The organism is Okeania hirsuta (genome assembly GCF_003838195.1).
In the GTDB taxonomy this organism is placed as follows: Bacteria; Cyanobacteriota; Cyanobacteriia; order Cyanobacteriales; family Microcoleaceae; genus Okeania; species Okeania hirsuta.
This window is the reverse complement of sequence record NZ_RCBY01000040.1, coordinates 1-15,426: the sequence shown is the minus strand read 5'-3', so window position 1 is coordinate 15,426 and position 15,426 is coordinate 1. Positions and strand designations below refer to the sequence as shown.

Annotated in this window: 15 protein-coding genes; 4 read left to right on the top strand and 11 right to left on the bottom strand. The window is 35.8% G+C overall.

Going from position 1 to position 15,426, the window contains the following annotated elements:
• Nucleotides 1-49: 49 nt before the first annotated feature.
• Complete coding sequence (locus D5R40_RS09530; RefSeq protein ID WP_124154554.1) at nt 50-967, bottom strand: M23 family metallopeptidase; 918 nt, start codon at nt 965-967, stop codon at nt 50-52.
• 1,077 nt (nt 968-2,044) lie between these two features.
• Nucleotides 2,045-2,839: a class I SAM-dependent methyltransferase gene (locus D5R40_RS09525; protein WP_124154553.1), complete on the bottom strand. Its 795-nt coding sequence runs from the start codon at nt 2,837-2,839 to the stop codon at nt 2,045-2,047.
• Between the two features lie 254 nt (nt 2,840-3,093).
• On the opposite strand from D5R40_RS09525, the gene D5R40_RS09520 reads away from it, so the two are divergent.
• The gene (locus tag D5R40_RS09520; protein WP_124154552.1) at nt 3,094-3,897 is read left to right on the top strand and encodes a 5'-methylthioadenosine/S-adenosylhomocysteine nucleosidase family protein; all 804 of its coding nucleotides are present in this window, start codon (nt 3,094-3,096) and stop codon (nt 3,895-3,897) included.
• On the opposite strand, the gene D5R40_RS09515 is transcribed toward D5R40_RS09520, so the two are convergent.
• The 6 genes from D5R40_RS09515 to D5R40_RS09490 form a co-directional block, all read right to left on the bottom strand.
• The gene (locus D5R40_RS09515; RefSeq protein ID WP_124145324.1) at nt 3,887-4,447 is read right to left on the bottom strand and encodes a Crp/Fnr family transcriptional regulator; all 561 of its coding nucleotides are present in this window, start codon (nt 4,445-4,447) and stop codon (nt 3,887-3,889) included. The two genes, D5R40_RS09520 and D5R40_RS09515, sit on opposite strands and share 11 nt — an antisense overlap.
• A gap of 477 nt (nt 4,448-4,924) precedes the next feature.
• The gene (locus tag D5R40_RS09510; protein WP_205127386.1) at nt 4,925-5,239 is read right to left on the bottom strand and encodes a hypothetical protein; all 315 of its coding nucleotides are present in this window, start codon (nt 5,237-5,239) and stop codon (nt 4,925-4,927) included.
• A 309-nt stretch (nt 5,240-5,548) separates the two neighbouring features.
• Nucleotides 5,549-6,298 carry an alpha/beta fold hydrolase gene (locus D5R40_RS09505; RefSeq protein WP_124145325.1) on the bottom strand — a complete coding sequence of 250 codons (750 nt, stop codon included), beginning with the start codon at nt 6,296-6,298 and terminating at the stop codon, nt 5,549-5,551.
• Nucleotides 6,299-6,954: 656 nt separating this feature from the next.
• Nucleotides 6,955-7,467 (bottom strand): flavodoxin FldA, encoded by a 513-nt coding sequence (fldA, locus tag D5R40_RS09500; protein WP_124154551.1) that lies wholly within the window; start codon nt 7,465-7,467, stop codon nt 6,955-6,957.
• An 81-nt stretch (nt 7,468-7,548) separates the two neighbouring features.
• Complete coding sequence (locus tag D5R40_RS09495) at nt 7,549-7,737, bottom strand: hypothetical protein (RefSeq protein WP_124145327.1); 189 nt, start codon at nt 7,735-7,737, stop codon at nt 7,549-7,551.
• A gap of 1,139 nt (nt 7,738-8,876) precedes the next feature.
• The gene (locus D5R40_RS09490) at nt 8,877-9,908 is read right to left on the bottom strand and encodes a chlorophyll a/b binding light-harvesting protein (RefSeq protein ID WP_124145328.1); all 1,032 of its coding nucleotides are present in this window, start codon (nt 9,906-9,908) and stop codon (nt 8,877-8,879) included.
• A 1,408-nt stretch (nt 9,909-11,316) separates the two neighbouring features.
• Between D5R40_RS09490 and D5R40_RS42505 the strand changes: the two genes are divergently transcribed.
• The 3 genes from D5R40_RS42505 (at nt 11,317) to D5R40_RS09475 (ending at nt 13,549) form a co-directional block, all read left to right on the top strand.
• Entirely contained in the window at nt 11,317-11,475 is a 159-nt protein-coding gene (locus D5R40_RS42505; protein ID WP_205127387.1) for an ATP-binding protein, read from the top strand.
• Nucleotides 11,476-11,826: 351 nt separating this feature from the next.
• On the top strand, nt 11,827-12,330 hold the full coding sequence (locus tag D5R40_RS09480; protein WP_124145330.1) for a hypothetical protein: 504 nt from the start codon (nt 11,827-11,829) through the stop codon (nt 12,328-12,330).
• Between the two features lies 1 nt (nt 12,331).
• A complete protein-coding gene (locus D5R40_RS09475) occupies nt 12,332-13,549 on the top strand; it encodes an FAD-dependent oxidoreductase (RefSeq protein ID WP_124145331.1) in 1,218 nt (405 codons plus the stop codon).
• A 2-nt stretch (nt 13,550-13,551) separates the two neighbouring features.
• On the opposite strand, the gene D5R40_RS34920 is transcribed toward D5R40_RS09475, so the two are convergent.
• The 3 genes from D5R40_RS34920 to D5R40_RS09465 all read right to left on the bottom strand — a co-directional run bounded on the left by D5R40_RS34920 (nt 13,552) and on the right by D5R40_RS09465 (nt 15,291).
• On the bottom strand, nt 13,552-13,698 hold the full coding sequence (locus tag D5R40_RS34920; RefSeq protein WP_161564564.1) for a hypothetical protein: 147 nt from the start codon (nt 13,696-13,698) through the stop codon (nt 13,552-13,554).
• 52 nt (nt 13,699-13,750) lie between these two features.
• On the bottom strand, nt 13,751-14,524 hold the full coding sequence (locus tag D5R40_RS09470; RefSeq protein ID WP_124154550.1) for an SDR family oxidoreductase: 774 nt from the start codon (nt 14,522-14,524) through the stop codon (nt 13,751-13,753).
• Between the two features lie 287 nt (nt 14,525-14,811).
• Nucleotides 14,812-15,291 (bottom strand): MEKHLA domain-containing protein, encoded by a 480-nt coding sequence (locus D5R40_RS09465; protein ID WP_124154549.1) that lies wholly within the window; start codon nt 15,289-15,291, stop codon nt 14,812-14,814.
• Between the last annotated feature and the right edge of the window lie 135 nt (nt 15,292-15,426).

The following is a 15,426-nucleotide window of genomic DNA, read 5'->3' as shown; positions in this document are numbered from 1 at the left end:
AGTGGTGTATACTTATCAGTAATTACACTTTATTAGTAGTTATTTTCAGCTACTTAAAAATAACTTCAATATAAGAATTAGGATTTTCAGCAACCCAACCAAAAGGAGAATTATATCTAATTTCAAAATGAAGATGAGCTTCCTCAAAATCAGGTTTTCCTGTCTGACCAACTGTACCTAAAAGTTCTGCCTGTGCTATTTTTTGACCAGTTTTAACATTAATAGAATCTAAATGGGCATAACGAGTTTGCTTGCCAGCAGCGTGGTTAATTACTACTAAATTGCCATAATTACCTTGTTTGCCAGCAAATGCCACTATCCCTTCTCCTACAGAAAAAACTGATGTACCACTATTAGCAATTAAGTCTAAACCACTATGAAAAACTACTTGATTTTTAATCGGATGTAGTAACCAACCATAACCTAAAATAACCCTAGTTTCAAAAGGTAAAGGATAACCTTTTAATGAAGAAATTTGTGGGGGTGTTTTTCGCCCTGGAGACCAATTTACTCCTGGTAAAAAAACCACTTCTGGTGTCTGTTGTTCTGGTGTTTGTGGACAACCATTAACTTCATATAATGCGTCAGCACGGATATTATAATTTTCTGCAACATTTTTCCAAGTTGTGCCAGTAGGTACTTTCACAGCGATACCATTATAGGGAGGAATAATTATCTCAGTACCTACGGTTGGCGGACTTTTCTGTAGTACTCGATTAAATGCTAACAGGGTAGGAGGAATGAGGTTGTATTTTTGAGCAATAGTTTCAATGGTTTCTCCAGTGGTAATTGTATGACGTTGGAGGCGAGATAAAGCTGGTGGGGGACAAACTTCTTTTGCTTCTTCTGAAATGGAAGGAGCAGGAATTTTCATAGGTTGAGATTGAGCATTTGCCTGCATTAATAAAAGTGGATTAATAAACCACAATAATGTAGTAAAAAGGTAAAGGTAGGATTGAGAAGTCATAAGCAGTACAAATTGGAAAAAAATAGTTACCAGTTTGATATTAGCCTTTGATTAGAGATTTTTTCCCCTAGACAATTTTTGTCTGAGGAAGAAACGTTGAAATTTTCTAGAGCTAGAGTGAGATGATGAGTAATATCATTTCTCAAAAACTTTTCAACTTGGCTATTGAGTAGGGGAGTGGGGGAGTAGTAAACATAGGCAATACGCAACAGCATAGATCCCAAATAGACATCTGGTGATCATCAAAAATCGGCGTTGGTAAAGCGCGTGTATGATATTAATCTTAATTCTTTAGGAGTCAACCCACCCGCGTGCACCTCCCAGGAGGGGAAGTCAGAACTCAGTCCTCAGGAGGGAAGAAAGAAGAAGAAACCCTGAGTAGAAGGAGAAAGTTTTTTGGTCGCGTAAAGGTAACGGAGTTCTATCGCCCTCTTATCCGGACATGGTATCATACCTCAAATTACCAACGCCCAAAAATTCAATCAATGATCGCGCAAAAATCATCAATTCTTTCCCCCTGCTCCCTAGCTCCCTCTTTTCCGCAGAGGTCTAATAGGTTCTATAGCAAATATTGAGTTATTTAGGATTTATTGCGATCGTGAATCAAATACAGGAAAAAGTTTTTTCCGCTGTTCCCTCACAGGAATCAGCATTCTCATAGGGTTTTGCTAATTTATATCAAATCCGCTCGGGTTCGGTATAAAAAAAATTTTCATCTTCATCCAAGAGTAAATGTTTCGCGCATTCTCTTCCCTCCTGAGGAGGTCTTCCTGAGGAGGTTCTCCTAGATTAACTATCTAATTACACCGATGCTACCGGATTTGATATTACATCTGTCGTGCGCTCACGGTCGCACTGCTGTTCCCATATCTGGTGTTCCCTGTTCCCTGCTATAAAATTTTTAGGCGTTGCTGATTTGAGGTATGATATCTTGTCCGGATAAGAGGGCGAGCAAAAAACTTTCTCCTTTTACTCGGGGTTTCTTATTCTTTCTTCCTTCCTGAGGACTGACTCCTGACTCCTGACTCCTAAAGAATTAAAATTAATACCATACACGTGCTTCAGCAACGCCAATTTTTATTTTTGTGCAATAACTCCTACTGTTGCGTGATAAATTGCTTGCGTATTAGGGTCTTCTGCAAACAAACAATAGTTGTCAACGTCAGAGTAGCTTGCTTTACCAGTTGCAATATATTTTTCTGTAAGCTGCATTGCAGACATTTTCATCATTTTGGCTATTCCCGATCGCCCTGGAGAAACAGGAGCATCATTTTCTACGGATAACTTTTGCCAATCATACTTTTGCAATATCTCTGGTAACTTCGCTCCTAAAGCATAATCTGTTCCTCTATCTGCAAACATTTTCTCAATAGCAAGATTGACTTGGTCTACTGACTGACACATTTGACTATCTCCCGCAATAGCTTTAGCTGCAGAAAAATCTGGTTCTTCAATGACTAACCATCCACCAGGTTTGAGCAAATCTACCATTTTTGATAAGGCAAGTTGAAAGTCTCGAATATGGATGAGAAGACAACGTGCATGAATTAAGTCAAAAGATTGACTTTCCAGTGCAAGACGGCAAAAGTCTGCTTCTAAAACTTCAATATTAGATGATTGAATTTTTGCTAAAAAACGAGTATCTAGGTCAACGGCAATAACCTTTCCACTATCTCCAATAACTGTTGCGAGCCATTTAGCGATCGCTCCTGCTCCTGCTCCTACTTCCAGACATTGCCATTTTTCTGTGATTCCAGTTGTTAAAATTCGTTCACGAGTTTTTTGGTCAAAAATTTGTTCGATCGCCTGTAGTCTTTCTAATTCTTTGAGATTTTGAGTATTGCTAAAAATATAGTCTGTAGACCCTGACATCTATAAAAATATCCCCCTTCTATTGTTGGCTAATTACTTATATTTCCAACAACATAAGAGGGTATGCAATTTAAGATGTTCAAAAATTTAGAATTATTTAACATTTGTATTTATAATTACAGCACTTTTGAGGAAGCGTGAGGTACAGTTGTAAGGCTATTCTTATATTTCCTGTTCCCTGTTCCCTGTTCCCTGTTCCCTGTTCCCTAAAGGAATAAAACTTTGTACCTCCGAGACTCGAAAACTGCTGTAAAATGATTGATACAATTTTGGTTGTCCAAGGGCCAGAACTAAAATCTGTGAAGCGCGGCCTTACCCCTGAGTTATCTCAGCCTAAATTATTGTCTTTGCCCATAGGTGCTGCATCTGTTACTCGTTATTTGAATAACTGGCAAAAAAGACAAGATTTTTCCTCCCATCAACCCTCTACAATATTGGTTATGGGATTGTGTGGTAGTTTATCTAGTCAATATCAACCTGGAGATGTGGTTATTTATAATGAGTGTGTTGAATATATTGAAGAAGGAAGAAGGAAGAAGGAAGAGGGAAGAAGGAAGAAGTGGATGGGGACTCAAACTCCAATCAAGTGTAAACACCATGTAGACGGCAGGGTATTAAACCCAAAATCAAAAGATTATTCTCAGTTACTCCGGCAAAAGTGCGATAGTGTTTTAACAGCTAAGTTGCAAACACATTTAAAAGGAAAAGCTTCTTTAGTAACGGGTTTAACTAGCGATCGCTTCATCTACAAAGCAGCGGAAAAACAACTATTGGGAAAAAATACTGATGCAGAAGTGGTAGATATGGAAGGTTTTGCAATTCTAAATTTCTTTGCTCATTTACCTGTCTCCGTGGCGATGGTGAGAGTGGTCAGCGATGACTGTTATCATGACCTTCCCAATATCTCTTCTGCTCTGACATCATCTGGAAGTTTGCAACCTTTAGCATTGGCAAACACTATGTTTCGCCAACCACTGCCTGCTTTCCAACTTATTCGAGGTAGTATTCAAGGATTAAAAGTATTGCAGGAGGTTACAAGTTGTCTTTTTAGTGATTAAAAATAATTAGGCAATTATTCTGGGACCATCCTATTTTCTGTTCTTTTTCAAACTGATTTAGTAGTCGTGTTATAGTAACGCGACTTGTACCAATAATTTCAGCTAATTCTTGATGAGTTAACCTCATATCCAATATTTTTCCCTCTGGCAGTTGATTACCAAATCTATCGGTCAACCATTTTAATAATCTCAACAGTCGTAATTTAATTTTTCTAGAATGAATAATTCTTAGTAACTCTTGAGTTTTTTGAATGTGAGAAAGCATTACTTCTTGAGTATAGAAATAACCCCTTGGTAAGATACTTGCTTCTACAATAGTTAAACATTCAACTTGATAAGGATAAGATGGAAATAGAGGTTGACCAACGATGTCTCCTGTACCCCAAAATCCTAAAGTGATCGTATTTTCTTCTTCATTTTTGGTAAGAGTGCGAACCACCCCAGCATCTATTCGCCATAATAATATATCTGTTAATGGTATTAATTGGCGACGTTTAAATTGATGCTGCTTCAGTTTTTGAGGTTTAGTAATTACTGAATTTAAGCTCATAATTATTCTCCTATTTATTTGTGCTGAAAATTCCCGGATTTGACTAAGCAAAATTTGCTGTTAAATTTCTCAAAACAAAGAGTAATATAAAATCAGGTTATACATTAATCGCAAAATTACTTCATTTTATAGCGCGTAGCACTAGGGAATAGGGAGCAGGGAATAGCTAGCTGTAAAAGGTTTTTTCCTGCGGAATCCGTCAGGAAACAGGATTGAAAAATGTCTTAGCAAACATAATTTTGAATTCTCCTTCTAAGATAATTAAGTTAATAACTAATAACTGATATCATGTCCGTTTGTATAGTTTGTGTAAACCCAAGCATGAATATATGAATATATATAGGAAATTTAAGTTTTTTCTTGCTCTTAACTTAAGTCTTCCTTCCTCTTCCCTCTTCCTTCTTCCCTCTACCCTCTTCCTTACCTTAGCTATACAATACCGATGCTACCGGACATGATATGATAGCTGAATGCTGACTAATATTGTGAATTAGATTTACATTGTTGTAAGATTGGTTTTGCTAGATAATTATTTGGTTCATAATCACTACAATTTAGAGCTGTTTCGGTAAGAGCATTATAAGGATGTACGGTACATTTCAAACGATAATCTCCTGTAAAAAATATACAGCGACTACAAGGAATTTGATGCAGTCGTCTAACATAACTTATTCCTTGCTGAAAGGTCAAACAAAAATTCCGCAAACCTATAGTAATTAATGATAGAAGACCCATCATAAAAATGATACGACCTAGCTCTTGAAGTAGATATTCTGGAATCAAATTAATCATAGTTTTAACTCTATTCTGAATTAATAATTTGGGAAAAATTACTAATTATATTTAGTCGTATATAGTAATTATCATACTTGTGAGGTACACAATTCTGGGTTTTAGGCAACAGGCAACAGGCAACAGGGAAATATAAAGAAAAAAGATAACTGTACCTCGCTAACCTGAGAAACGCTATAACTAGGAAAATTTTAAGAGATTGCTAACTATTTACTTACGGTTTTTTCAAAAGAAATAAAACACTTATTTTTCAGAAAAATAAGCCAATAATTAGCAATAATAATTTTCTGCCTAGTTACTTTACGAATATCAAATTTTACTCGCTATTACTTCCTGAGTTATATCCGATAAAACCAGTGCATTATTCTGCCAAAATTCTAGCAGTGCTTGTGCTACATTTAGAGGATAAAAATGATGGAAAAAATAACCACCTTCAGGACATTCCCAAATCCGGTCTCCGGGTTTTAAAAATGGTTGCCATCCTCCAATTAAATTAGGATCGATAATCGGATCGTCATTGCCACCACATACCATTAAAGGTACAGGAACTCCTCTAGGAACCATACTTTGGCGTTTTAACAATGAGTGAGGTGATGGAGATAAATCTAAATCTCTCTCTAATATCCTGATTAAATTTTGAGTATTTCTTTTATCTTGTTCGCCAAATAAACTTTGCACCATATTAATCAAAATTGTTTGGCGACTACAAGGTAAAAGATGGCGATGTACATAATAATGTGCTTGCCAATCAACTGTAGGATGAACGCCGACAGATAATAAAGTTAAAGACTTCACTCTTTCTGGATATTTACGAGCATACATTAATCCTACTAATCCACTTGTACTATGACCAATAAGATGAATAGGTTTATTCAAAGATTTGAGATAATCATGGAGTAATGTTACAGCTACGTCTAGAGTACAAGGTTCATCAGCAGTTTGAAAATAATCCCATTCAGCAATTAATACTTTTCTTGATAGGTAATTAATCAATCGTCGGTCAAAAACTTGTAGACTAGGACTGGTCTTTAACCACAATACGTCTGGAATCTTAGACATTGCTTTTCATTCTCCTAAGTTATCAAGATAATAATTAGTAAATAGTATCTTTAAGTACAAAATAATTGTGCAGAAGCAAGAAGGTAATTTCAGGAGTAGGTGTTGAGAGTTTCATAGATTAAATCTGATGTCAGTAGTTAGGAGGAAAAATCAAGATAAATAATTAAATTAAATAGTAAAATCTTGCTACATATCTCTCTCTTAAAAGCAAGAATTGAGAATATTTTCTATAGCATTCTTTTTCACATTTCATATTAATTAGTGGTGGGTATTAATTTCCTACTAGTTAATAAAATACCAGCAAATTTATGATTGAACTTGGCTCTCAAAATTACTCCCGAAATCTGCGGATTGTACAGAATTAAATTCAGAAATTATGACGGGCGTGACTTCTGAATTTTGTATTGATCGAGTTTGTTTAGTTCTCTTTTTTTCCTAGCTTTCTAGAAGGAAGAAAGCATTGATCTATTCAGAGAGTTAGATAGATTTATATAAATCAATACAGTTTAGTAAATCTCCTGTTACCCTCTAAATAAAATCAGATGTTCCTAGCTTTCTAGAAGGAAGAAAGCATTGATCTATTCAGAGAGTTAGATAGATTTATATAAATCAATACAGTTTAGTAAATTTCCTTTTACCCTCTAAATAAAATCAGACTAAATTCCAAAATCTATTTTGAGTTGTGCTACCCATTTTTTGACGCGTTCTTCTGTAAGTTCAGCTTGATTATCTTCATCAAGAGCTAAACCTACAAATTTACCGTTTTTGACAGCTTTAGATTCAGTATGCTCATAGCCATCTGTTGACCAATATCCAACTGTTGTACCCCCCAAACTAGAGATTTTTTCTTCTAAAATACCCATGGCATCTTGAAAGTTGTCAGCATATCCTATTTGGTCGCCGGTGCCAAAATAGGCTACTGTTTTACCATTAAAATCAATATTGTCTAGTTCATCAAAAAAACCTTCCCAATCACTTTGTAGTTCGCCAATATTCCAGGTGGGACTAGCAATTATAATGTTTTGATAACCATCAAAATCTTCGGTATTTACCTCATTCATATTATGGATAGTAACCACATCGTCTCCACCAAATTCTTCCTGAACCATCTCTGCTGCTGATTCAGTTTTCCCTGTTGTACTACCGACAAAAAGACCAATATTTGACATTTTTTACCTCCTTGGTAATGATTTATATTAATGGTAGTTAGATGTTACTAACTTTTGGCAATTAAAGTTCTTGAATTAGAATTAATCAATATCTAATTCATCACAATAACCAGACCAATCACTTTGTAATCGATCCAAATTATTGTTGGCATTGATTGTTTGATTTTGCCCATTAGTTTCTACTTCTAAATATTTAGTCTGGTTTTTTTGATGACCATTTTTGTTGACTTGTCTGATTTTCCATGAAGCTAGTTTTCGTGAAGTTTGCATTTGTTTTGATTTCCTATATTTATTTGATTTCTGAAATTAAGTTGCTTAAGTAAAGTTTAGTAATTCATACTTTTCAGTAGCTAAATATCATTCAAATTACCATTAATTCTGATTGTTTATTTATCTGAAATCACTTGACAAAGCAGTAATTATTATCGAACAGAGAACAACTAATAAAGGTATCGTCGTTTGCGTGTAAGTTGGTGGCTGAAAATAGCACAAAATAAATATACAGTCCACTTATTCATGGGAACCAACTAACTAACTTATAGTAATAGAGAGATAGGTTAAGACTTATGCGGATGATGATCTGAATCAGGGGAAATGTTTTTCCCACTGTTCTCTCACAGGAGTGGGCGTTCCCTCTCTTGGTCGATTGGATATGGCGAGGAAACTGTTCCCTACAGTCCCGGAACCGGAACGTCATCCCACCCTACGGGAAGCTCCGACGAGGGGTAGCACCGCTGTTTCCTGCTATGCTTTGAAGACAAACTACTCTATTTAAAGCAATATCTATTGAATTGTTGCCTATTCAAGCTGCATATTTTACTATCGGATAAAATCGCGATCGCCCTTTACATATAAGTATTTTATCCATAATAACTCTTGAAAAATATGCAATTTTAGATACCTGAAAGCTTACTGTACTCAAAATTTACCTGAGAAAAGATGATAAAATATCTCAATAAAATGCGAAAAATATTTTTGGTTAAAGTCTTAGTTTACAATATGTTTAATCCTTTGTATTGTTAGTGGAGATTTCCGTCAAACTAATGAGAAATATTTCTATTAATATTAACCCACAACCTAAGTGAACTTGTCAAGTCTAAAAACAAAATTTTTTCCACTTGATATCAAGAAAACTCAAAAGCACTTACTTCAGAAGGAAATAAGTAAGCTTGCAAGGAAAAAAAGCAGCGTTCATCGCTCAAACATCATATTTGCTGTTTGCTCATAACTACCGACTATTGACTACTGAAGATAGACTACTGACTATAAAACTATAGCGCTACGCAAATATGGCGCGGACATTCCTCTATTCCCTGTTCCCTCTTCCCTGAAACACTTTGATGACAGGAGTCAGTTCCTCAGACCTAAGTAAAAGAACATCCTGACTCCTGAGTTTTAGGCGTTAGTTGTTAAGACTCAGCAACACCATTCAAAGCATTTTCAACACGCTTAAAGTCAAAACCCATAGCTCGCAGAGCGTGCCAGAGATGACCTTGAAGGAAGAAGAAAGCTAAGAAGAAATGGGCATTAGCTAACCAACAACGAGCAGTATGAGCACCTAAAGGCAACTCTAAAGTATCAGCAAAATAGGGAGTAATCCCAAGCTTAATATCCAAAACTGGGCCATAAAACTCTACAGGATAAGCTAAAGTATTAACGGCACAGAAATAAGCCGCAACAAATCCTGCTAAAGCTATTCCACCTAGAGAGTAAGAAAGAATTGCTTCGCCAGAGAAGATTAAAACCCGTTTTGCCCAAGGAAGTGGCTCTTTGATAATGTGCCAAAGGCCACCTAAAATTAGCAGAATTCCCACATAAACGTGGCCTCCAACTAAGTCTTCTAAGCTATTAACACTGGCAAAATGAGTTTGATATCCATATATTACTAATGGATCGAGAGTGGGATTAGTTACTAAACGTACAGTTTGAGTTGTCGCATCATAAAGCCCACCAAAATACATAGCTTTGGCTACTAATAATAGAGCACCAAATCCTAAAAAAAGTAGGTGATGACCTAAGATTATTCCGAGCTGTTTTGGGTTATCCCATTCAAAGTGAAATTTCTTAGCTCCACCTGTTGCATCTTTTAAGTTTTCTGGAACTTTAAAAGTATGAAAAAGTGCTCCTGCACCTAAGACTGCTGATGAAATTAGATGTACAATACCAACAACAAAATAGGGATAAGTATCTACCACTTCTCCACCGTTACCTATACCTAAACCTAAAGTTGCTAGGTGTGGCAGTAAAATTAAGCCCTGTTCTCCCATAGGTAAACTAGGGGAATATCGAGAAATTTCAAATAGAGTAAAAGCTCCTGCCCAAAAGGTAATTAGAGCTGCTTGACCTGCGTGAGCAGCGATGAATAAACCAGATAGTTTAGCGAAGCGAGCATTACCAGCCCACCAATCGTATTTAACCTCTGAATTATCATAAGTTTGCATGGTTTTTTCCTTGGATTATAGTCCGGTTAGCAATTGTTATGGCAACAATTACTACTATTTTTTATACATCAGTTAATATCTGTGTATATAAAAATATATTATACACATAATCATAGAAAAACAGTATGATTAATTACTTTTGTAAAAAAAACTTATTGAAGAGTCTTTTGAAAAAATATCAATTTAATTTTGTTCAATAAATTTTACAACTAAATAATGCTTAGGCAGTTATGCTTAAGATGGCTATTAATAGATTATTGTCTACTAAATATGTAAATTAAACTACTGATAAAGCAGATATATACCGGGAATAATTATCTATTTTTTACAGATAAAATTGGTTGACAATCTATCAGAAAGTTACACCATTTTTGGTAAAACTTTCTTTCATAAAGTCAACAACTATGGCAGTATAAAATTGGAGACTGCCCTAGCATAAATTCTAATTTTGTGTCGGCCAAGTCACTAATTTGAGCAGATGGCAGTATGTAGAAATGCGATCGCTCATCTCAGTAATGACTCAGCTCTATTCTGTATTGCTGAAATGGGTGGAAGGTTCTAATTGTGATATCATATTCTTAATCAAAATACATAGCTTTGGCCACTAATTACAGTGGTCATTTTTTTTGCTTCTGGACTAGAGTAAGTTTGAATACTTTTTCTCTGATGTCCAGATTGATAGTTATGGCCTTTTACCTCTTGTTACAGAGGATATTACATACTTATTGCAACTAATATTCAATAAATTTCTGGATTTGTCAAGAGTTTTTTTGATATTTTTGATCATTATTTTTTTTTGGCCTTACCAAAGTTAAATCTTAAGAATCCCTAAAATTCATGAAATAAAACTCTTTGATTTTGCTGCTACAAATGGTTGATACAAAACGAATCTGAAATTAATCACCTAAAAGTATTGACAAAGCTTGTCATTAATTTAATAATATAAATTACATTGCTTATGGTGTTCTTCTCTCTGGTAGGACAACGGAGTCCCTCAGTCATACTGAAAATATTCATAGCTTGACTGGAAAGCAATTAGGGACTCTTTTTATTTGCCATTCTCCACAACTTACAGCAGTTTTCATTTGAATAGACCACAGTAGTGACGTTCCATGGAAGGTCTCTACTAGACTGACACAGCTAAAACTGTGCACTCTTATTTTTGTTTCTAGGTGTCTTTATCTCCCCATCTCCCCATCTCCCCATCTCCCCATCTCCCCATCTCCCCATCTCCCCATCTCCCCATCTCCCCATCTCCCCATCTCCCCATCTAAAACACCATTTCAGTTGACGCATTAGACGAAGCAAGTGAAGGCAAAATTTACGCTGACATTGAAGTCAACAATAATCGCATTACTATTAGTACGAAATTAAGTTAAGTACTGAGAAAAATATGGCGGTGGTATAAATTGCGGATAATCGTCAAGGAATTAGTGAAAAAGCGCACTCAAAAATATTCAAGCAGGGATTTACAATAAAAGGGGTGGGCAAAGGAACAGGGTTAGGACTGGCGATCGCGTGGCAAATTATCGTAGAAAAACATGGCGGAACAATAACTTTTAAGTGAGAATTAGATAAACGCACAGAATTGATTATTTCTCTTCCTTTGATTTAAAATGATTGATTGAATGGAAGAGAAAAAAGTGGGGTGCACCTCAATTTTGAATAAAGCCAAAAAAATATTGCTTTTAGGGAACAGGGAACAGGGAACAGGGAACAGGGAATATATAGTAAAAAAGTATTTTTGCAAATATGAGATGCACCCAAAAAGTGATTGCTCACCCTCCTGTTTTTGTTAATATTAAACGGTAAAAAAGATTAGTCATTTTTTTGTCGTATTATTTCAATTTGATTCAATTTTATACTATAAAACTATGATAAAATCAATTCATACTCACTTAACTAAAACCATCTATATATGCAGCTTAAAACTATTTGGCAATTAGGTAGCAATAATCCAGAAAATCCAAATAATCTAGACACGATCCGTCAATGGTGGGCAGCCATAGCTGACACAGAAATTACCTGGCGACAGCGACTTATTCCTGCTAGTGGCGATATTACAGAACTTGATTGGGAACCTCAAAGATTTGATGAAATATTTGAGATAGCTACACCAGAAATTCGTGGCATTACTCTTTATTGGCGGAAACCTAATTCTCCGACAGAAAGCAATACAACTGTGCAAAAGTTAGAATTAAATCATACTAGTCAGGAATTATATATTTTTCCTAAATCTCAACAACAATTGGTAATTAGAGTTGCATTGCCAGAGGTAAAATATCAAAGAATTGAAATTAATAATCCTGCAGTTTTAGTCGAAAAAAATATTATCTTATTTCAGGATGCAACTCAGTTATTAGAAGTACAAATTAAACTAACACCAGAACAGTTAAATCAATTGAAAGAAAAACTTAAATAAAATGACTAATCATACCCATGAAATTATTGATGTACAGCAAACAACTTGTTGTATAGTTGGTGGCGGACCAGCAGGAGTTGTATTAGGATTACTATTAGCGCGTCAAGGTATCCCAGTTACTCTACTGGAATTACATCAAGACTTCGATCGCGACTTTCGAGGAGATACTATTCATCCTTCCGTAATGGAAATAATGGCACAAATAGGTTTAGCTGACCGTTTGTTAGAGTTACCCCATTCCAAAGTTCGCACACTCAAGTTAAATTCTCCCACTGGTGACATTACTCTGACTGACTTCAGTCACTTAAAAAGTGCATATCCTTATATTACTATCCTCCCACAAGCAAAATTTTTAGAATTTATTGCTACTGAAGCGCAACAGTATCCTAATTTTAATTTAATTATGGGTGCAAACGTACAGGAAATTATTGAAGAGGATCGAGTAGTGAGTGGGATACGTTATCGCGGTCATGGAGGTTGGCACGAAGTTCGAGCATTATTAACAGTCGGTGCAGATGGTCGTTTCTCCCGAATGCGTCAGTTAGCAGGTTTTGAACCAATTAAAACTTCTCCACCAATGGATGTAATGTGGTTTCGTTTGCCACGCAAGTCAGAGGAACCTAATGGTTTATCAGGTCGTGTGGGTAATGGCAAGATGGTAGTTTTGCTCGATCGCTCAGATTTTTGGCAAGTAGGTTATATGATTTCTAAGGGTGCTTTCGCACAACTGCGTACTGCTGGTATAGATTTTTTGCGAAAATCTTTGGTTGAGTTAGTGCCGGAATTTAGCGACCGCTCCCATTTACTTGAAGATTGGTCTGATATTGCTTTTTTGTCTGTAGAGTCTAGTCGTCTTCCTCAATGGTATCGACCAGGTTTACTACTTATTGGTGATGCTGCTCATGTGATGTCTCCTGTGGGTGGAGTCGGAATTAACTATGCTATTCAAGATGCAGTTGTAGCAACAAATATTCTCAGCGAACCGCTAAAACGTGGGAGTTGGCATTTGTGGGATTTGGCAGAGGTGCAACGGCAAAGAGAATTTCCAACTACAGTTATTCAATGGTTTCAGGGGTTAGCTCAAAAACGAATGATTGCTCGTGCGCTGAATCAAAATCAGCAGTTTACTATTCCTGCTTTTTTGCGGTTGCCTATACTGCGAGATATTCTCGCGCGGTTGATTGCATTTGGCATTGCACCTGTACGTTTGAATAGTTAAATTTAATGATTAGACGGTTTGAGTAATACCACTTTCCCATCAGGTAAATTCAGATTTTCTGGGAATTTTTCTGGTAATTCTGGGAGAGAATCTATGTAAGAATTCAGTGGATAATTTAATAGTTTTAACAGAGGTTTTGCAATTTGCAAAACCTTCTTTTTTTGTACAAATTCTCGACTTAACTAGGAAATATAACTCGAACTATTTCACAGTATAACCACCATCTATTGCTAGGGAATGACCTGTAATAAAACTAGCCGCATCGGAGCATAACCAAACAACAGCATTAGCTACTTCTTCTGGTTTACCTAAACGACCAATAGGGTGTGCTGCTGCCATTTGTACTTTACCTTCACTATCATCATCCTTGCCAAAAATACGGTCATTCATATCCGTTTGAATTACACCAGGACAAACACTATTAATTCTAATACCTGCTTCAGCTTGTTCCAAAGCAACAGCTTTTGTTAACCCTATTACACCATGTTTACTAGCACAGTAAATTGAACCATTAGGAACACCAACTAATCCAAATATAGAAGCATTATTTACTATTGCTCCCCCACCATTTTTTAACATTTGTGGAATTTGATATTTCATTGATAACCAAACTCCTTTAAGATTGGTATTAATAATCTGATTCCAATTTTCTTCAGTTTGTTCAATACTAGGTCCTAATATGCCTTCTGTACCTGCATTATTGAAGGCATAATCTAAACGATTATAAGTATTAATTGTTTGATTAACTAAGTTTTCAACTTCAGTAGCTTGAGTAATATCTGTTTTCACAAAGATAGCTTCGCCACCTATTTCTTCAATCATTGCTATTGTTTCTTGACTTTCTTTTTCCCTACGACTGCCGATCGCTACCTTTGCTCCTTTTTTGGCAAAAGCTAGGGCGGCAGCTCTACCAATACCTGAACTACCTCCTGTAATTAGAGTAACTTTGCCCTCAAATTCTTTAATTAGATTCATTGCTTTTATCCTTTTCAAAAAATTATTATGTTCAAACTAATCTTAGTATTTATAGTGGTTTTATTACATAAAAAATTCAAAAAACTTATCAATTAAGATTGTATCATTTCAGCCTTTTAATGATAAATCATTGCACATAAAATAAAGTCTAAAATACCTGATATATTCTTCCCTAGTGCAGGATGACAGAAATAACTAACCAGTTACAAAATCCTAAAAGCATTACCAATCAAAAATGATTGACTTTTAACTTCCGCGTAGTGGCACTAAATCATCATAATTCACCACTACTGAATATACTCCCACTCCTTAAAAGTAGCAGCTTGACCACATTGCTGTTGATTTTCATCTAGAAGATTCCAGATGACAGCATTTGAAATCCAAAACTGTTTGCCTTTACTGGAAATACGAACCCCCCGATAATCACTAATATACCCTTGAGTTTGGGCTTGGGTCAGTAATAGTTCGCGTTCTTTGCGCTCTACAGGTTGTGCTGTCTCACGAGATGGGGTATGAGTGAACTGCTCCCAACTCATTTCCCACAAATCCAATGCTTGCTGATTACCATAATTTAAGATAGGGTTTTCTTCCATACCGCCAGAAGCAACAACAAATGAAGCTTCCCATAAAGCTTGAGCTATTGCTTCCGGTGTTCCGTCGATATCGAGCAGAGTTTGACCAGTCCAATATTTATAGCTCCATAACAGTCTTTGAGTATGGCGAATTATAGTTTCTTGTTTCCAGGGATATAAGATATTTTCAGTCATTGATGATTTTTCAACAGTTAATTATCAAGCATTCTATCTTGATTTTCTACCTTTTAAATTAGATTGCTCTTCAAGAATTTAGAATTTAGAATTTAGAATTTAGAATTACCTCTTCTTTTCAAGGAGAGGATTGAC